This is a genomic window from Capnocytophaga sp. oral taxon 902, from assembly GCF_013394735.1.
GTDB classification, from domain to species: Bacteria; Bacteroidota; Bacteroidia; order Flavobacteriales; family Flavobacteriaceae; genus Capnocytophaga; species Capnocytophaga ochracea.
The window spans coordinates 2,448,615-2,466,746 of sequence record NZ_CP058261.1; the positions used below are offsets into that span (position 1 = coordinate 2,448,615).

Sequence of the window (18,132 nt, forward strand, 5' to 3'; positions counted from 1 at the left end):
TTAATTAATCTAAGTGCCCGAATTTTCCAGCTCTAACATCTTCAAAGGCTTGTACGATTTCCTCACGGGTGTTCATCACAAAAGGTCCGTAGGCTACAATAGGCTCGTTGAGCGGTTCGCCACTGAGTACTAATACAATGGCATCATCTTGAGCGGTTACTCTGAAGGTTTCGCCGTCATTTTCCATTAGTACAAAGTGATCAGTAGGGGCTTCATCTGTATTGTTTACCAATACATTGCCTTCTATCACCAAAACAGCCGTGTTGTAATGTGCTGGGAAGCTAAAATCGGCAGTAGCACCCTTGCTCAATTTCACATTGAGCATATTTACAGGGCTGAAAGTGCTGGCGATGCCTGCTACTTCCTTATAATCACCTGCGATAACTTCTATTTCTACGCCTTCACTTGTATAGCGAGGGATATCGGCGTTTTTGATAGCCTGATATTTAGGAGCAGACATCTTGTATTGAGCGGGCAAATTCACCCATAGTTGAACCATTTGGAAGAGTCCCCCTTTTTTGCTCCATTCTTTTTCGTGAAATTCTTTGTGGAGTACGCCACTGGCAGCGGTCATCCATTGTACATCGCCTTGGCTGATAACGCCACCGCCTCCGTTGCTATCGTTATGGGCTACGCTACCTTGGTAGGCAATAGTTACGGTCTCAAAACCGCGATGAGGGTGTACATCTACGCCTTTAGGCTTTTCACTAGCAGGAAATTCATATTTGGAATTGTAATCTAATAGAATGAAAGGATCCATACGCTCCATATCCATTCTAAACCCGCTGGGGATAAAATTATGTACTCTAAAACCATCGCCTACAAAGTGAGGTTCACGAGGCGAAGCTACCAATTCTACAGTTCTTGTTTTCATTTGTTGTTCCTTTCTTTATGATTTCGGGTGCAAAAGTACGGCAGGAAAACAAGCTGTGCCTTAATGTAGATTAAGAAATGCTATTGACGGAGTAATTGGGCTTTCATCTTGCTGAAAAACTCAGGTGTAATACCCAAGAAAGCAGCTATTTGAGTTTGTGGTAAGCGGTGAATAAGTTGAGGATAATGTTTTGAAAAAGACATATAACAGTCTTGTGCACTCCCGCTGAGTAGCTCCAAAATACGGTCTTGTAGCACTTGCTGGTTGCGTTCGGAGAGTTTTCTAAATACGAGGTTTAGCGCAGGGATTTCTTCATACAATCTGTTGAGGTTCTCTAAGGTAATGGCTCTTGTAGAGGTTTCTTCCAATGCCTCGGCAGTAAGTAGGGAAGGTGTTTTTTCTTGGAAGCTCCTCATATCGGTAAGCCAATGGTTTTCGGTGGCGAATTGGAAGATATGTTCACCTCCTTTGTCATCTACTTTATAGAGTTTTAGACAGCCTTCTTCTACGAAATAGAAATACTTACAAGGGTCGCCTTCCTGCCACAATGTTTCGCGTTTGCGGAAAGTACGTTCTACAAAGAGACTGTCTATAAGGGCGCTCTCTTTTTCAGTAAGGGGAGTAAGGGAAGAAAGGTAATGGAGTAACATAAGCGTTTTATAAATAAAAAGTCAAACAAGCCTAAACAGATAAGAAATTTCTATATTATTAGGGGGTAATTTGAGCCTAGTGTCGATAGGGTATCTGTGCTCTTGATGAGTGCAAAAGTAGTGAATAATTAGCGAATTAAAAAATCCCCGCTCGTAGAGAATACTATCAGCGGGGATTTGTTTCTAATGTTTCTTTATAAATTCCGTAATTTCAGCGGCGGTTTTGGTTCGGGCTTCTTCAGTAGAAAAAACGTGGTCTACTTGGGGGAGAAGTATTAATCGACTATTTTTATACCCTTGGTGGTAGCGCTCGCCATAGGTGTAGGGGACTATCACATCCCAAGTGCCGTGAATAACGAGTACTGCGCCTTTGTACTCTTTGGCAGTTTCGTAAATAGGAAGCGTTTGTGCTGTTACAACATAGTCCCGTCCCATACGCATTCCTCTGGGGAGGTCTACATATTCAGGAATATGATGTGGGTCGTAAGTAGCGCCTTGTGTGCTGCCGCGCAGGGCATCATCGCGCAAAACAGCCGCAGGGGCACAAAGAGCCACACTCTTGATGCTTTTCTTCAGCTCACCGGCTACCATCGAGGCTACTACACCTCCCTGAGAATGCCCTACGATACTGATGCCACTCACCCAAGGGAGTTTCTGAGCATAATCTATCACCTTTTTGGCGTCTTCAATTTCGTTGAGTACGGTCATATCTTGAAAACGTCCTTCGCTTTTGCCACAACCATTAAAATCAAAACGGATACTGGCGATACCCGCTTCTTGGAGTTTGTCGGCGATAGTACGCAATAGGGGACGTTCTTTATCGCCACCAAAACCGTGACAGATAATTACCATTCGCACCTTTTTGCCTTTCTCTATCTTAGGCGTTTGTAGGGTAGCTGCTAATTTGCCTTTAGCCCCTTGTAGGGTAAGGTCTTCTGTTTGTTGGGCTTTTACTGAATGTATTAATGCCATACATACTAATACTAAAGTTATAATATTCTTTTTCATAAGTGCTTTTATTACTGAGGCAAAGATATGAAGAATTAGCGAATTAGCAAATGAGAAAATTAGCTAATTAAAAAATCCCCTCCGGTAGATTTCTCTTTCAGCGGGGATTTTTTATTTTTACTCAGGTGCAGAATAGGTCACGATATCTATTCCGATGCCGTTGGGGTCTATAATGGCAAAAAGGCGGTCGCCCCAAGGCTCTTTGCGAAGCGCTATGGCTATAGATAAACGGGTGCAAAGCTTCACTTGAAAAGTTCTAAAGCGATATGAGCGCAAGCCTCGGCATCGGCTAAGGCGTGGTGATGTTGCTTGAGATCAAAGCCAAAATAAGCGGATACAGTGTCTAACTTGTGATTCACAAGCTGTGGGAGGAGTTTACGCGCTTTTCGGTAGGTACAAAAGAAAGGATTAGTGTGTTGTGGGAGCTCGTAATAAGCTAATACAGCCCGCAAACAACCTTCATCAAACACACTATTATGAGCTACAAGGGGTAAATCTTTTATTTTTGGCAATATTTCTGCCCATACTTCGGGGAAGAGCGGTGCTTTTTCGGTGTCGTGCTGCGAAAGACCGTGTATTTGGGTGTTGAAATAACTATAAAAGTTTGGTGCAGGTTTAATCAGTTGGTAATAAGTATCGACAATCTCGTTATTTTCTACAAAAACAAGTCCGATACTGCATACGCTACTGCGGTATTGGTTGGCGGTTTCAAAGTCTAAGGCTGCGAAAGTGTTCATTTTATTCAGGTAACAAGTAAAGTCAGTGTTATATCGAACTCACGTTATTTAAGTTGTTTTTTCATCCATTGACTTACCTCGGTGGCGGGGATATCTTCTTGGTTAGAGAAAACGTGGTCGGCTTTTGGAGTGATTGTTAATTCGGCGTTTTTGTAGAAATACAAAAGATATTCACTATACGAGTAAGGTACAGCTCTATCACCTGTTCCGTGAATGATTTTTACCTTTCCTTTGTAACGTTTAGCGGCTTCAAAAGGCTTTATGCGTTGCCCTGAAAGAATATAGTCCTTGCCTACAGTAATTTTGCCTGAGAAGAGGCTCACCTTATCGGGGACATTTAGGGGGTCGAAGGTAGTGCCAAAAAAAGACCCTTGTAACATATTATCGTGAATGATAACTGCTGGAGCTAGCATTGCCACTGCCTTGATTTTGCTCTTGCCGAGTTCTGAACTGAGCAATATTGAGATCAGCCCTCCTTGTGAATGGCCATAGATGCCTATTTTGCTCACAAAAGGCAGTTGTTCAACATACTGAACAATACGGCGGGCATCTTCTAATTCGTTATCGAGGCTCATTTTCTCGAAGTCGCCATCGCTTTTCCCGTGTCCGTTGAAGTCGAAGCGCACAGAAGCAATGCCTTCTTTGGCAAGGGTTTCGGCTATAGTAATGTTTATTTTCTCGTTGATATTTCCAGTAAAACCGTGAAACATAATCACCACGGGGATTTTCTTTTGGTTAAAATTGTCGGGAGTAGTAAGCACCCCTCGGAGTTTGCCTACTGCACCTTGTATCTCTATGGGTTCAGTTTTGGCATTAGCCCAAAAAAACGTCGTTAAGAACAATAAAGTTAATACTTTTTTCATCTTATCTGATATTTAGTGTTTATTATTTTACAGGGACTATATAGTTATCCATTTGAAATGACTCTGTGATAAATAATGAGAGTTCAACGTAAGTAATTATTTAAAAAACAGCAAAGTATTTTAATCTTCCACAAAACCAGCGAGTTGGCGCTGCTGGGTAATGTGGAAGATAAATTTTCACGAAATTGACAATTTTACGTTTACTAATTTTGAAGACTACTTTTTCAATCGTTTGAAAACAAAGCGGGTGATAAAAAGCCCTGTAGAATCGTCTTTACCTGAATTACTTTCTACACCACTGGTAACAAAGGCGAGCTCCCATCCTTCTTCACTCATTGCATTGAGTTTGGAAGTGATAAGGGCATCGTTGGCAGCGATATTCTGAAAGCGAATCCCCCCGATGTTAAAGAAGTTCAGCAATTTGGTTTCGTCAAAACCTTTGACACGAATCTCATCACGGTCACTTTTGTTGCGTTCATCGCCGTCTTCGGAGCGGGTGGTGGTAAAATCTTTGTAATTGCGTTCATCGTTAGCCGAAATCAAGCGCGAACGCCCCATACCAGAAGGTATAACCGATTCTACAGCGGTTACTACTTTAAATTCGTAGGTTTGTGCTGTAGCTACAAAGCCCACAAGGGCTAAACAGAATAAAAAAATCTTTTTCATTGGATTTGTATTTGATGATTTAGGGGCAAAGATACAAAAATAATTAGCAAATTAGTTAATGCGTACTACTACTTTGCCATAACCTGCACTGCTTTCAACATATTGATGAGCAGCAACTATTTCTTCTAAGGCAAATACTTTCTCGGGAGCAACAGGTACATTGTGTTCGTCAATATAAGCAAATAACTGGGTAATCTTTTCGGCATTTACACTGCCTGAATAGAAAGTGGTAAGATAGGCATTGTACAGGAGGTCGCGAGTAGGGTCAAAGTCTTCTAAATACCACTTACCGCCTAAAAGTCCTGTAGCACAGATGATGCCATATTCTTTTATATGGGCAAATGAATCCTTAATACTTGCAGGTCCCACCAACTCTAATATTTTATCAAAACACTCATCGGTAGCCAAAACGTTATCATTATCGGCGATAATAGCATCGTAACCCAACCCCAAGAGTACAGCTGCTTTCTCAGTATTATTACCTCTGATAGAACCTACTACCCTCAGCGTAGGGTATTGAGCTTTTACCAATCGTAAAAAAGCAATGCCTACCCCACTGGCAGCAGCACGCACCAGTACGGTATCGGTGGGTTTGATTTGTAGATTCTGCATAGAGCCAAAAGCAGTGTAATAGGTTTCGGGTACCGCAGCAAGGTCGTCCCAACTTAGTGAGGTGGTTATAGGATATACCTGTGTATTGGGCAAGAGGGTATACTCGGCATAACTACCGTCAAAAGCCCTGCCCATTTCACCCATTAGCGAAACAACAGTCTGCCCTTTTTGCAAAGTAGGACAGGTAGTAGCTTCCACTACCCCTACACACTCAATGCCTAAGATACGCGGGAAAACGACAGAGGGTGAGTGTCCTTGCCGCGTGAATATCTCGGAACGGTTGATGCCGAAACCTTTGATTTTAACTAACGTCCACCCCTCTTTGAGTGTAGGGATAGGGCGTTCTTCTAACTGTAATTGTTGGGCATCGCCCGCTTTGTAAATAACGATTGCTTTCATTTTTATAAATTACTAATTAACTAATTGTCTTACAAATTCATTGGCAGGGTGTTGTTTAATCATTTTGGGGGTGTCGTATTGCTGAATAACACCCTTGTCCAACACCAATACTTTGGTACCAAGTGTTAAGGCTTCGGCTATGTCGTGAGTGACAAATACGATAGTATCCCCTGAGAGCTGATGCAGCACTTTGAGCTCTCGCTGTAGCTGCTGACGGGTAATGATGTCTAACGCTCCAAAAGGCTCGTCCATTAAGATGATTGAAGGGCTTGCCGCTAAGGCTCTTGCAATACCTACCCGCTGCTGCTGTCCGCCCGAAAGCTGATGTGGGAATCGGTTGGCGAGTTCAGGGTCAAGGTTTACCTGTTGTAGTTTTTCGGTTACAATGTGTGTGATGTCGGTTTTAGAGTAGTTTTTCAGACGGAGTACATAAGCTATATTCTCAGCAACAGTGAGGTGCGGGAAGAGGATATTCCCTTGAATTACATAACCTATGTTACGGCGTAAGGCAATGAGGTCTTCCTCCAAAATATTCTTGCCATCAATGTATATTTCGCCCTTGTCGGGTAATACCAATCCGTTAATCATTTTTAGTACGGTGGTTTTACCAGAGCCCGAAGTGCCTATGATGGTGAGGAAAGTGCCGCTTTCAATGGTGAGATTGAAGTCAGCAATAATTTCCTTACCATTATAATTTTTGTGTATATGAGAAAAAGTAATCATCGTTGTGGGTCTAAAAGTCCTTTTTGTAGCAGATAGTTTTTAGCAACTTCTTCAGGTCGTTTTCTTTCAGTTTCTACTAAGAAGTTGAGGTGCGCCATCGTAGTATTGTCTATTAGCTGGTTCAGCTTTGCCAAAGTAGTGCGCAGGGTGGGGTAGGTGGTCAGTAGCTCGGTGCGTATTACCGTACCTGCCTTGTAGGAGGGGTACATATTACGGTCGTCTTGCAGTACCACCACCTCACTGATAGAAAGTTGTCCGTCGGTAGTGAATACTACCATAGCATCAATCTTCTTATCGCGCATCGCTTGGTATTTCAGTCCGATGTCCATATCGATTACTTTACCAAAGTGCATACCATAGACTTCTTGCAGTTGCTTGTAGCCGTCTTCGCGCTCGAAGAAATCATATTCAGCCCCAAAGATAAGTCGCTCGCTCACCTTAGCCAAGTCAGTAAAGGTTTTGAGCTGGTATTTTTGAGCCATTTCCTTGCTCACTGCCAAGCTATAAGTATTGTTGAAGCCATATAGGTTAGCCCATTCCAATCCGTATTGCTTTTTATAGGCAGTTTCTAAGTCGGCAAACTTGTTTTCGTTGTAAGGGTCTTTGCGTTTGAGTACTGCTTCCCACGCGGTGCCGGTGTACTCGGGGTACATATCAAAGTCTCCGCGCAACATTGCTGGGTGAATGTTAGAAGTGCCACCCCCTACACCATTGGTCAGTCGCACCGAAAGCCCCGTGTCTTGTTCAATAAGTAAAGAAAGCATCTGCCCCAGCAAATAGCTCTCAGTCATCGGTTTAGTAGCGATATGAATATCTTTCGTCTTTTTTGGCGAAAGCACAAAGAAGAGAGTGATGAGTAAAGCCAATACTCCTATCCCTACCAGCTTTAGCGGATTGCGCTTATAGGCAACTTCACGGTGCACCAATCGTTGCTCTACTTTTGCCAAAAGAAAATCAAAATCTAAAGCCAAGAGCGCAATCAGCACACTGCCTATGAGGGTCATCGCACTGTTATTGGTAGTGATACCTCTATAGATAGCCACACCCAAGCCTCCGGCACCTACAAATGAGGCAATCCCTGCCAGCGCAATGGTCATCGTTACCATATTGCGAATACCCGACATCAGTACAGGCAGGGCTAAAGGGATTTTGATTTTCCAAAGCAGTTGCCTGCGGGTGCTACCCATTGCCTCTGCAGCTTCTACAATCAGCGGATTGATTTGGGTAATGCCCGTATAAGTACTGCGGATAATAGGCAGTAAAGCATAGAGTATTAGAGCAATAAGAGCCGTGAGGTTCCCTACCCCCGTAATAGTGATAAAGAAACCCAATAAAGCGATAGAAGGGATAGTATAGAGCACATTCACAGCCCCCAAGAGCCAAACGGCATACTTGCGGTACTCGCTGATAAAAATCCCCAATAGCACCCCTATAAACGTTGCGATAACAATTGCCAAGAGCGAGATAAGTAAATGCTCAGCAGTCAGGTGCAGGAAGAACGGTGCTTCCTCACGAAGAAGAGTGATAAAATTTACCAATGTGTTGATGTGTTAATTTGCCAATGTGATAATAGTGCAAAGATAAAAATAATTAGCCAATTAGCCAATGTGTTATCGACACATTGGCTAATTAAATGGTTGAAAAAGATTCTGTTTTATTGTGGGGTATTGTACATATACCTTGCTATCTTCCAAGCGCCTTTGTCTTTGCGCAATACAAAAGTCTCGCGATAACCACCCGTTACTTCTGCTCCGTTAGCTGTACCTGCTGAGGTAGAAGTTACGATAGCATAGTCTTTAAGTAGGGTTACCTTGTCGATAGTTACCTTCAAATTGAGCTTAAGATTTTGAAATACATATTGATAAGTACCTAAAATCTGCTCACTACCTACAGCTGTAGGGGCTTGCGGAGCCAATAGCTCGGCATCAGAGGTAAATAATGACACTATTTTAGTAGCATCAGAGGCGTTAAGTGCTTGAAAATAAGTATTTATAACTCCTTCAACAGCTTTTTGTTCTTTTGATTGGGCAGTTGCACTAAGCCCTATCATCACGGCGATAAATAAAAATACTTTCTTCATTTTTGTAAAATATTAATTGTTAATTAACTCATCGGCAAATTAGCAAATCGACTATTTAACCAATTGTCTTGCTTCTTCTAAGGTAACGGGTTTGCCTACAGCTCCTGCTTCGTTTAGGTCGCCGAATACCTCTAAACGGATAGACTGGTTGAGACCTCCTACACGTACGGGTTCAAAACCTGTATCTTTGATAAGTTGCTCTACCACTGGGTTGATACTTACCTCATCGGTAGCATAGAAGAGCACCTTGCGTGGAGTGGTAAAGGCTTCAGCACTGAGCGATCCTGCCAATAGGGTACCTAAGGCTTTTACCAAGTGTGCTCCTTGTGGCAAGTGTGAGGCGTTGATTTCACCTGCTGAGGCTTCAGCAGCAATTACTTTCTTAAAGCCTCCGTTTTCATCGGGAGCAATAGGGTTAGATACATCTACAATTACTTTTCCTTTGAGTGCCTCAGCGTGTTCTTTCAAGAAGTCAGTAACAAGAGGAAAATAAATAGCGGGGATTACGATGTCGGCTTCTTTTACCGCAGTAGCGATGTCGGCTACTTGTGCGTTTTGCCAAGCTTTAGCTACTTCTTGCACTTTGGCAGTATCTCTACCTGCTACTATAAATTTGCGACCTGATTTGTTAAGGTTTTCGGCTACTGCCTTACCAATGTTTCCTAAGCCTATAACGGCAATTTTTTCTGCGTTTTTCATTGTGATAATATGTTTAAAATTCTGGTGCAAAGGTACGGCAATACGGCAGGCGAAAGTAATAAAGTATTTTAAGAAATACCCTTAAACTATTTTAAGTACGAGCCGTACGGGCAGATAGTAGCATGGCAGGAAGTTATCCATTTCTTAGCAATTCAGCTTTTACGTTGCTAAGCGATACAGGAGTAATCCCCAAAAAAGCAGCGATTTGCGTTTGTGGTAGTCGTTGTAGTAGGTGAGGATAGGCTTGGGTGAAGTAACGATATTTTTCTTGTGCCGAAGCACTGATACTCAATAGGAAGCGTTGTTGGAGTTGGGCATAGGCTTCTTCTATCAACACGCGGAAGATGCGGTTAAACTTAGGCGAATAGCCGTAGAGTTGAAATAAATCCTCTCGTTTTATCTGTAGTACAGTAGTATTTTCGAGGGCATCGATACTAAACTCTGAAGGTGTCTCTTTATAGAGGCTCATTAGGTTCGATATCCACTCGTTTTCAGGTGCGAAATGTACAATATGCTGGGTACCTTTCTCATTGATGGTGTACATCCGTAGGCAACCGCTCACTACAAAATTGAGCACGTGACACACATCGCCTTCCTGCAATATGTATTGCTTCTTGCGGTACAAACGTGGCTGAAAAGCCTCAGTTACATAGGCTTTCTCTTCGGCGTTAAGCGGAATAATCTTCTCAAAATGATTGATAATTGGGGTGATATAGGGTTCCATAGTATTCATTTGTTCAGGTAAAGGAAAATATAACAGAGTTTTTACAGGATTGATTGACGCCCTCAATCCTTATTTAGGTAAGAGTTAAGAGGTAATTTGTTGTGTTGTATAGCGTGCAAAGATACAAAAAAAACTTATCGCTTATGGGTTAAAAGTATTTTTTGTTATTTTTGTACCCTGTATTGATGAAGAGCAAATACGCAATTTCCACCGACAGTTGAATTTAGAAGAAGAAAAATGGGAGATGAATTAGTTAATTTGCCGATTTGCCAATTTGTCTTGCAGGCGCGAGCGTGTCGCTCGTACCCTCAGAACATATTGTTTTATATTAATCAGTTTCTTTTTCGTATTTGCCTCCGTGAAAGTATTCGTAAGCACTCACTTCCAATTCCCCGCAATCAGAAATAAGACACTCTTCTTCATCGTATATACTATAAACTTGCTGTATGTTGCCTATGGGGCATTCACCGTCTAAGCCTAATAGCACGCTGTAAAACACATCGTTTAACAACAGGTCAATCACTTCTTCTAATTGTTCTTTTTGAGTACTGCTCAGTGCCATTTTTTTTATTTTGGTATTTACAGCTGAAGGATAGTCTGGTTGTACCTGAAAGCACGACTTTAAAAACTCTAGTTTTTCAATATAAAAATTCTTTGCAAATTCGTCTGAGGTCATAATGTTAATTTGTTAATTAGCTGATATGTCTATTTGTTCGGTTTCTCCAAAAATATATTTAGCAAAATGTTGTTGTAAAGTCATAAAAATAAATTAATAAAAGAGACAAAATAGGGGCAAAGATACATCTTTTTCTACAATAGTACAAACAGAAGATTTTCTCCCACCCCTCACCTATACCCATAGTATACTCACGCTATACCTATACCTATACTTACCCCTTATCCAACCTAAAAGTATAAAAACTCTATTTATAGAAAAAATATACTACAAATGACTTAGAATTTAGTAATTAGAAACCAACACAAGATTTCTCTATTCCTAACACCTGAACATTAAAAAAGTGGTTAGTTTTTAGTCGCTTGCTAACAACTGAAAACTAACCACTAATAGCTATTATTTAACAACTAAAACCCAAACTTGCCGTTTTGGTTTTGCCACGTTTCTTTTTTAGCAATAGGCTCGATAGTATCCCAATGTTCTGCTATTTTGCCGTTCTCTACGCGGAAAAGGTCGTAGAATGAAGAATGTACACCGCCCAAATGTCCTTCGCTTACTACAAGTACAAAGTTGCCTTCGCCCAGTACTTTGTGAATGGTGTCGTACTTCATCGTGATACCTTGCTTAGCCATAGCCTGCAACGCACTGCCCAAACCTGAAAGGTTATCAGGTATTTGCGGATTGTGTTGCAAATAATTGTCGCCATCGAAATACCCTGCGAGCTTTTCCATTTTGCCATTTACCAAAATATCCTCTACAAAGTTGCGGACAAGGGTTTTATTACTTTCAGTCTTATCCAAATCTTTTACTTCAGTAGTACCATCAGTCATTGTGCGACCGCTGGGGTTAGGTTGGGTAGGTTTTTCTTGTAAGTTGTCCCAGTGTTCTACGATTTTGCCATTCTCGAAGCGGAAAATATCAAAGCCTATCTTATCGCCAAAGAAGTTGTAATCGGTGTGGGCAAATACATAGTCGCCATCTTGAAATACACGCACGGTATTCACGCGGGCAGAGCCAGCAGGTAGTGCTTGTAAGGCAGCCCCGAAACCAGCCAAACCATCGGCAATGGCGAGGTTGTGTTGTTTGTAATGCTCGGCATTTATATAGCCTACGGGCTCAGCGGCACCTGTTTCAATAGCTTTTAAAAGCTCGGTTACTTGTTGTTTTTGAGATTTCTGTGTCATCATTTCTTCTGTTTTTTGATTTTCTTGATTATTACTGTTTTGAGTGTTGTTGGTGCGAGTCGCACAAGCAATTTTCTAATTTGCTAATCTGCTAATTTTCTCATTCTATTTCGGGTGCAAAGGTACGGCGGGTTAGGGGCGAAAAACATTGAACTAGTTCAATAAGTGCAAAATATATAGAAAAACTTATTTCTTTTTTATTATACACGCTTTTCTAACATCATATTAATTTTCTAATTTAACATACGGGTTTATTCTTTCAAACTCTTCAATACTTATAGGCTCGGTACAGCGAATAAGATAGATATAGGTTTTGTAGCGGAATATTTTTAGGGTTGTTTCTTCATAACAAAAGATGTTATACGAAAAGTCGTATAGGTCGTATTTGTACTGCGAAAAACCTTTGCGCTTAGTGAGTTCATACACCAACTGAAAAAGGTAATACACGGTTTCTTGCGAAGCTCCAAAAGAGGCTTGTTCATAAATAAAGGTACGACCGCCTTGCTTGAATTTTCGCAAAATATGGTCTTTACCAAAAGGAAGCCAGTGCTCTTCGCGTTTGCGAAAGAGTACACTAAAGAGAATAATGCCGAGTATTAATATAAAAACTGCCATACTTTTACAACGTTTATTTCACGGTGCAAAGGTATGGCAGTGATGAGGGGTTTTGCATTGAAGTAGTTCAATAAGTGCGAGATGCACAAGCAATTTGCTAATTGGTAAATTTGCTAATTCTTTTTCTAATTTTGCTTACAAACTCGTGGGTAACGCCCAGATAAGCTGCTATTTGTATATTAGTAAGCCGGTGAGCAATGTGTGGATATTGGCTCAGGAAGTCGTGGTAACGCTCTTCGGCGGTTTTGCTAAGGGCATCAATCATACGGCGCTGTAGAGCGATATGGGTGCGGAGGGTCATCAGTCTAAAAAGTCGCTCGGTAATAGGAATATGCTCAAAAGCATAGCGTTTGTCTTCGGGAGTGATGATGAGTAGTTCGCTATCTTCTAAGGCTTGGATATAGAGCCGAGAGGGCGTTTGGTGCATAAAGCTATCAAAATCGGTTACCCACCAGTCTTCAGCGCCAAAGAAAAGCACTTGCTCATTCCCATTGCGGTCGATATGGTAAGTGCGCAAAAGTCCTTTGGTGATAAAAGCCTCAAACTTACAAGTTTCTCCTTCTCGCAAAAGATATTCTTTCTTTTTAAGAGTATGCTCACTAAAAAGCGCACAAAGGGCTTCTATTTGTTCGGTTTCTCCAAAAATGTATTTAGCAAAGTGTTGTTGTAAAGTCATAAAAATTGATTAATAAAATTAAATGACGCAAAGATGCCAAAATTGTGTGTGATGTTATTATTTTACCATATAGAAATTGTCTTTTACTCTTAGTTGGTAGTCTTATTCCGCACTTTACGAAAGAAAAATTGGTTACCGACTTTTCCCGAAAGCCCTTTTGTTAGGCAGTTGTTTTTTGTTTTCGCCATAGTTTACTTAGAGTTTAGAGGTTAGGTTTTAGGATTTAGATTAGTGATACAAAGGTAAGGATAAATTTTCAACTAACCATTAACAATTAACTGTTTGATATAGTGATTGTATTCCAGTGGTATTCGCTATAACTTCGCTTAGTGTTCTGGGTAGAGCCACTGTAGAGCCACTGTAGAGCCACTGTAGAGCCACTGTAGAGCCACTGTAGAGCCACTGTAGAGCCACTGAAGAACCACTGAAGAACCACTGAAGAACCACTGAAGAACCACTGAAGAACCACTGAAGATTCGGTTTAGCTTCGGTGTAGGTAGTAATAAAAAGGACACGAGCGTTTTGCTCGCACCAGCTTGTGAGAGAGATTCTTTGCTAATTGAATAGCTTCTGAATATTCTTATACGAATCCTTCACCAACTCTCGTACCTCTGCCTCGTCTTTCCAACACGCTTTTTCTATATCTTCTTCGGTTTGAGGTACCAATTTCTTCTTAAAGGTAGTAGTCATATCATACCAATAGGTCTCTTTCAAAAAATATTGCCCATCGCGTTTGAATATGTGATAAGTAATCATTCGGAAGCGCTGGATAAGCAGTTTTTTAACACCTGTTTCTTCCTCTACCTCACGCAAAGCACAAGTAGCGATATTTTCGCCCTTTTCTTTCTTTCCTTTGGGCAAATCCCACTTGCCGTGACGCTTAATCATCAGTACTTTTCCATCTTGATTATACACAATGCCACCCCCTGCTTTTATGGTAGGAATAAGTTGCTTAAATTTCTTCATAAGTTTTTCTTCCTTAGGGTGATATAAGTAGATTTTTTCTACCTCTTTTCGCTTGAGTTCCTCCAAGATAACCTCAAGAGTAACATCTTTTATTGGAAAACATTTGACGTTCTCAATATTTTCTCGTACATTTGTCAAAATAATCGACTTTTCGTCTAAAAATATTTCATACATAACCTATGATTTTAGATAGTATTACGGCACAAAATACCGCTGAATTTTTATTGCAAATTAACGCAATTAAATTGAATTCTGAAAATTATTTTACTTGGGCGAGCGGTTGGAAGTCACCAATTTATTGCGATAACCGTATAATTCTCTCATTTCCAGAGGTTCGTTCGTACTTTGCAAGCGTATTGGCAAGAGGTGTAAAAGAGAAATTTCCCGAAGTACAAGTTATTGCAGGGGTAGCTACGGGGGCTATTGGTATTGGTATGTTGGTAGCTAATGCACTCCAATTGCCTTTCGTGTATGTGCGTCCTGAACCTAAAAAACACGGCAGACAAAACCAAATTGAAGGTTTTTTGCGCCCTGAACAAAAGGTAGTAGTGGTAGAAGACCTGATAAGTACCGGAATGAGTAGCCTTAATGCGGTAAAAGCCCTACGCGATAGTGGTGCTGAGGTATTGGGAATGATAGCCCTTTTCTCTTACAATTTTGATGTAGCCAATGAGCGTTTTACCGAGGAAAAGGTACCGCTTTACACTGCTGGCGATTACGCCAGTCTATTAGAAAAAGCCTTACTTTTTGGTCGTATCAAAAAAGAAGATTTAGAGATGCTCCAGCAATGGCGCAAAAGTCCGGATACTTGGAAACAGTAAAATATTCATAGCAATTTTATGAAATATCTAACAATTATATGGTTGTTTTTTAGTGTAGGAGTCTTTGCACAAAAACAAGTGCGTGGTAGAGTGGTGCGTGATACAATACCTTTGTCAGGAGCGCACGTGATGAATCTTTATACCAATGCTGTTACTACTACTGATGCCAATGGTTATTTTACACTGAAAGCAAGTGAACGTAATACTTTGCAAATTACTTTTGTAGGAATGCAAACTGTTTATCGCACTCTTACAAAAGCTGATTTTGGTTTCGGAGGAGTTTTAATACAGATGAAAGAACAGGTCAATCAGCTTGATGAGGTTGAAGTATCAAAATATCAAGGGGTTTCTGCTCAAAGGTTAGGTATTTTACAACATACTCCTGTAGAGCGTACTTTTGCTGAAAAACGGTTGTATAGTGCTACTCATAGTGCAGGAGGAAATTTATTAAGCATTGATTTACTCATTAATACTATAAGTGGACGAAAGAAGCTCTTAAAGAAAATTGTAGCTAATGAACAGAACTTAGCTGTCGCTAACTATATACGTGAAAATATGAAAGTCTTTCTACAAAAAGAACTCAAACTAAACGAAGAGGAAATAGACGTTTTAGCCTATTATGTAATGGAGAGAACCGAGTTCCACGATCTTGTAAGGAAGAAGGAAAATAAGCAAATGGAGTTTATGCTTATAGAAGCGTGGGGTGAGTACCAAAGATTAGCAAAAGCAGAAAAATAAAGAATAAAAAAGATGTATCAAACTCTCTTTGATACATCTTTTTTATTGTAATTACGATACAACTTCTGAGGATTTATCTTCCTCCTCAATAATATCGTGTGGGTCTTTAAACTTGCGCTTACCAAAGATATTTTCAAGATCTTCGCGGAAGATTACTTCACGTTCTAAGAGCAAGTTTGCCAAAGTAGTAAGTTTATCCTTATTCTCGGTGAGAATATCAATAGCACGCTGATATTGTTCTTCTATAATCTTAGAAATCTCTTCATCTATTAGGTGCGCTGTTTTCTCACTATAAGGTTTGGTAAAACTATAATCGGCTTGGGCTGAATCGTAATAAGTAAGGTTACCTATCTTATCATTAAGCCCATAAATGGTTACCATTGCACGCGCTTGTTTGGTTACCTTCTCAAGGTCGCTGAGAGCACCTGTAGAAATCTTATCGAATATCACTTTCTCTGCAGCTCTACCGCCAAGGGCAGCACACATTTCATCGAGTATCTGTTCAGTACGCACTATTTGGCGTTCTTCTGGCAAATACCAAGCTGCGCCTAACGACTGTCCGCGAGGCACGATAGTTACTTTTACAAGTGGTGCGGCGTGTTCTAAGAGCCAACTTACAGTAGCGTGACCTGCTTCGTGGAAGGCTATTGTCTTGCGTTCTTCGGGAGTAAGGATTTTAGTTTTCTTCTCCAAACCACCTACAATTCTATCCACTGCATCAAGGAATTCTTGTTTGCTTACCGCTGTTTTACCTTTACGTGCTGCAATAAGAGCAGCTTCATTACATACATTAGCAATATCAGCACCAGAGAATCCTGGGGTCTGTTTTGCTAAGAAGTCTATATCTAATGTTTCTGCTGTTTTGATAGGACGCAAATGTACTTCAAATATCTGTTTGCGCTCATTTAAGTTAGGAAGCTCCACATAAATCTGACGGTCGAAACGTCCTGCGCGCATTAGTGCTTTATCGAGGATATCAGCGCGGTTAGTAGCTGCCAATACGATAACATTAGTATGTGAACCAAAACCGTCCATCTCGGTAAGGAGTTGGTTGAGAGTATTCTCACGCTCATCATTAGCTCCCGTCATTACATTTTTACCACGAGCACGACCTATAGCATCAATTTCATCAATAAAGATAATACAAGGAGACTTTTCTTTAGCTTGTTTGAAAAGGTCGCGCACACGAGAGGCACCTACCCCTACGAACATCTCTACAAAGTCAGAACCAGAGAGTGAGAAGAAAGGTACTTGGGCTTCACCTGCTACAGCTTTCGCAAGAAGAGTTTTACCTGTACCAGGAGGACCTACTAATAGGGCTCCACGCGGTATTTTACCTCCTAATGAAGTGTATTTATCGGGGTTTTTGAGGAAGTCTACAATCTCTTGTACTTCTTCTTTTGCTCCCTCTAAGCCTGCTACATCTTGAAAAGTTACACGCGTTTCTTTCTTTTCATCGAATACACGCGCCTTAGATTTGCCAATGCTGAAGATACCACCAGCTCCTCCGCCTCCTGCCATACGGCGCATTACGTAAATCCATAAGCCTATGATAACTATAAAAGGCAAAATAGAGAACAGCAAATCGCCGAAGATATTTTGCTGGGTTTTGTTCTCACGAGTAGTGCTGAGATTGTTATCTTTTACAATTTGGTCGAATCGGTTTTCGAAATTACTCAAATCGCCTAATTCAAAACGGTATTGGGGTACGTCGCCTGCGTTAGCACCTTGCATAAAAGTATTTCCCGTAGGTTTTACCTCTTTGTGCTCTTCTTTTTTAAGAGCATCGGGGGTGAGATATACATTAGCTTCTTTATGGTTTAAGATGATGATTTTGGATACATCACCATTGCTAAGGTATTCCTCAAATTTAGATTGCGGAATCTCTTTGGGTTGTGACCAAAAACTGGCTCCTGAATAATAATTAAAACCTATAAGTATCAGCAGTAATATGGCATATAACCAATAGGCTGAAAAACGAGACCCGTTGCTTTTATTGTCCGACATATTTTTAATAGTTAGTTTCTAAGTTGATAATTTTAGCGTCTCCCCAAAGTCCTTCGAGGTCGTAATGCTCACGTATTTTTGTTTGGAAGATATGCACCACTACATCCACATAATCGATGAGTACCCACTCGGCATTAGCTTCACCTTCTACGTGCCACGGGTGTTGATGACCTTCGGCTTGACTCACTACCTTTTGGATAGCACCAGAGATAGCCGACACTTGGGTATTAGAAGACCCATTGCACAAAATAAAATAATCGCACACGGTATTCTCTACCTCGCGCAAATCCATAATGGTAATATCGGTTCCTTTTACTTTTTCTATACCAGCTATAATATTACTAATAAGCTGATTTGATGATATTTCCTTATTCAATGTTCTTTATTTTTACAGTTTAAACTTGTTGTATCTCT

The 18,132-nt window shown here is 40.8% G+C and carries 22 protein-coding genes and 2 pseudogenes; 3 read left to right on the forward strand and 21 right to left on the reverse strand.

Translation table 11 applies throughout. From position 1 onward, the window contains the following. Positions 1–4: 4 nt before the first annotated feature. The 13 genes and pseudogenes from HW278_RS10450 to HW278_RS10505 all read right to left on the reverse strand — a co-directional run bounded on the left by HW278_RS10450 (position 5) and on the right by HW278_RS10505 (position 10,035). Positions 5–874: a pirin family protein gene (locus tag HW278_RS10450; RefSeq protein WP_178977764.1), complete on the reverse strand. Its 870-nt coding sequence runs from the start codon at positions 872–874 to the stop codon at positions 5–7. Between the two features lie 80 nt (positions 875–954). Beyond that, complete coding sequence (locus HW278_RS10455) at positions 955–1,524, reverse strand: Crp/Fnr family transcriptional regulator (RefSeq protein WP_178977765.1); 570 nt, start codon at positions 1,522–1,524, stop codon at positions 955–957. A gap of 183 nt (positions 1,525–1,707) precedes the next feature. Then, positions 1,708–2,532 carry an alpha/beta hydrolase gene (locus HW278_RS10460; protein ID WP_178977766.1) on the reverse strand — a complete coding sequence of 275 codons (825 nt, stop codon included), beginning with the start codon at positions 2,530–2,532 and terminating at the stop codon, positions 1,708–1,710. A 117-nt stretch (positions 2,533–2,649) separates the two neighbouring features. Beyond that, a pseudogene (locus tag HW278_RS12750) lies at positions 2,650–2,754 on the reverse strand (glyoxalase); the annotation flags it as partial. Positions 2,755–2,774: 20 nt separating this feature from the next. Continuing rightward, on the reverse strand, positions 2,775–3,269 hold the full coding sequence (locus HW278_RS10465; protein ID WP_178977767.1) for a 3'-5' exonuclease: 495 nt from the start codon (positions 3,267–3,269) through the stop codon (positions 2,775–2,777). A 44-nt stretch (positions 3,270–3,313) separates the two neighbouring features. Beyond that, positions 3,314–4,132: an alpha/beta hydrolase gene (locus HW278_RS10470; protein WP_053580420.1), complete on the reverse strand. Its 819-nt coding sequence runs from the start codon at positions 4,130–4,132 to the stop codon at positions 3,314–3,316. 216 nt (positions 4,133–4,348) lie between these two features. Then, the gene (locus HW278_RS10475) at positions 4,349–4,798 is read right to left on the reverse strand and encodes a hypothetical protein (protein ID WP_053580421.1); all 450 of its coding nucleotides are present in this window, start codon (positions 4,796–4,798) and stop codon (positions 4,349–4,351) included. Between the two features lie 51 nt (positions 4,799–4,849). Beyond that, positions 4,850–5,809, reverse strand: coding sequence for a zinc-binding dehydrogenase (locus HW278_RS10480; RefSeq protein WP_178977768.1), 960 nt, complete (start codon positions 5,807–5,809; stop codon positions 4,850–4,852). Between the two features lie 12 nt (positions 5,810–5,821). Then, positions 5,822–6,532: an ABC transporter ATP-binding protein gene (locus HW278_RS10485; RefSeq protein WP_178977769.1), complete on the reverse strand. Its 711-nt coding sequence runs from the start codon at positions 6,530–6,532 to the stop codon at positions 5,822–5,824. Next, positions 6,529–8,070 (reverse strand): glycine betaine ABC transporter substrate-binding protein, encoded by a 1,542-nt coding sequence (locus tag HW278_RS10490; protein ID WP_178977770.1) that lies wholly within the window; start codon positions 8,068–8,070, stop codon positions 6,529–6,531. The genes HW278_RS10485 and HW278_RS10490 overlap by 4 nt, the downstream gene beginning before the upstream one ends. Before the next feature lie 116 nt (positions 8,071–8,186). Next, on the reverse strand, positions 8,187–8,612 hold the full coding sequence (locus HW278_RS10495) for a YybH family protein (protein WP_088595177.1): 426 nt from the start codon (positions 8,610–8,612) through the stop codon (positions 8,187–8,189). Positions 8,613–8,663: 51 nt separating this feature from the next. Continuing rightward, positions 8,664–9,311 (reverse strand): NADPH-dependent F420 reductase, encoded by a 648-nt coding sequence (locus HW278_RS10500; protein ID WP_178977771.1) that lies wholly within the window; start codon positions 9,309–9,311, stop codon positions 8,664–8,666. Positions 9,312–9,444: 133 nt separating this feature from the next. Then, complete coding sequence (locus HW278_RS10505) at positions 9,445–10,035, reverse strand: Crp/Fnr family transcriptional regulator (protein WP_178977772.1); 591 nt, start codon at positions 10,033–10,035, stop codon at positions 9,445–9,447. Positions 10,036–10,210: 175 nt separating this feature from the next. On the opposite strand from HW278_RS10505, the pseudogene HW278_RS12915 reads away from it, so the two are divergent. Beyond that, positions 10,211–10,288: pseudogene (locus HW278_RS12915) on the forward strand (sodium:proton antiporter); the annotation flags it as partial. A 75-nt stretch (positions 10,289–10,363) separates the two neighbouring features. Here HW278_RS12915 and HW278_RS10510 read toward each other — a convergent pair. The 6 genes from HW278_RS10510 to HW278_RS10535 form a co-directional block, all read right to left on the reverse strand. Then, positions 10,364–10,711: a hypothetical protein gene (locus HW278_RS10510; RefSeq protein WP_178977773.1), complete on the reverse strand. Its 348-nt coding sequence runs from the start codon at positions 10,709–10,711 to the stop codon at positions 10,364–10,366. Positions 10,712–11,118: 407 nt separating this feature from the next. Then, on the reverse strand, positions 11,119–11,898 hold the full coding sequence (locus tag HW278_RS10515) for a nuclear transport factor 2 family protein (protein ID WP_178977774.1): 780 nt from the start codon (positions 11,896–11,898) through the stop codon (positions 11,119–11,121). A gap of 222 nt (positions 11,899–12,120) precedes the next feature. After that, positions 12,121–12,510: a hypothetical protein gene (locus tag HW278_RS10520; RefSeq protein WP_178977775.1), complete on the reverse strand. Its 390-nt coding sequence runs from the start codon at positions 12,508–12,510 to the stop codon at positions 12,121–12,123. A 97-nt stretch (positions 12,511–12,607) separates the two neighbouring features. Next, a complete protein-coding gene (locus HW278_RS10525) occupies positions 12,608–13,186 on the reverse strand; it encodes a Crp/Fnr family transcriptional regulator (protein WP_178977776.1) in 579 nt (192 codons plus the stop codon). Positions 13,187–13,460: 274 nt separating this feature from the next. Then, entirely contained in the window at positions 13,461–13,655 is a 195-nt protein-coding gene (locus HW278_RS10530) for a hypothetical protein (protein WP_178977777.1), read from the reverse strand. Between the two features lie 86 nt (positions 13,656–13,741). Further along, positions 13,742–14,326: an NUDIX hydrolase gene (locus tag HW278_RS10535; RefSeq protein WP_178977778.1), complete on the reverse strand. Its 585-nt coding sequence runs from the start codon at positions 14,324–14,326 to the stop codon at positions 13,742–13,744. Positions 14,327–14,331: 5 nt separating this feature from the next. On the opposite strand from HW278_RS10535, the gene pyrE reads away from it, so the two are divergent. After that, positions 14,332–14,973, forward strand: coding sequence for an orotate phosphoribosyltransferase (gene pyrE / locus HW278_RS10540; RefSeq protein ID WP_178977779.1), 642 nt, complete (start codon positions 14,332–14,334; stop codon positions 14,971–14,973). Between the two features lie 18 nt (positions 14,974–14,991). Continuing rightward, positions 14,992–15,711, forward strand: a complete 720-nt coding sequence (locus tag HW278_RS10545) for a carboxypeptidase-like regulatory domain-containing protein (RefSeq protein WP_002671321.1) — start codon at positions 14,992–14,994, stop codon at positions 15,709–15,711. Between the two features lie 51 nt (positions 15,712–15,762). Here the strand turns inward: HW278_RS10545 and ftsH are convergent, their stop codons facing one another. Then, complete coding sequence (gene ftsH, locus HW278_RS10550) at positions 15,763–17,718, reverse strand: ATP-dependent zinc metalloprotease FtsH (protein WP_009419393.1); 1,956 nt, start codon at positions 17,716–17,718, stop codon at positions 15,763–15,765. Positions 17,719–17,722: 4 nt separating this feature from the next. Then, positions 17,723–18,094 carry a ribosome silencing factor gene (gene rsfS / locus HW278_RS10555; RefSeq protein WP_002671325.1) on the reverse strand — a complete coding sequence of 124 codons (372 nt, stop codon included), beginning with the start codon at positions 18,092–18,094 and terminating at the stop codon, positions 17,723–17,725. Between the last annotated feature and the right edge of the window lie 38 nt (positions 18,095–18,132).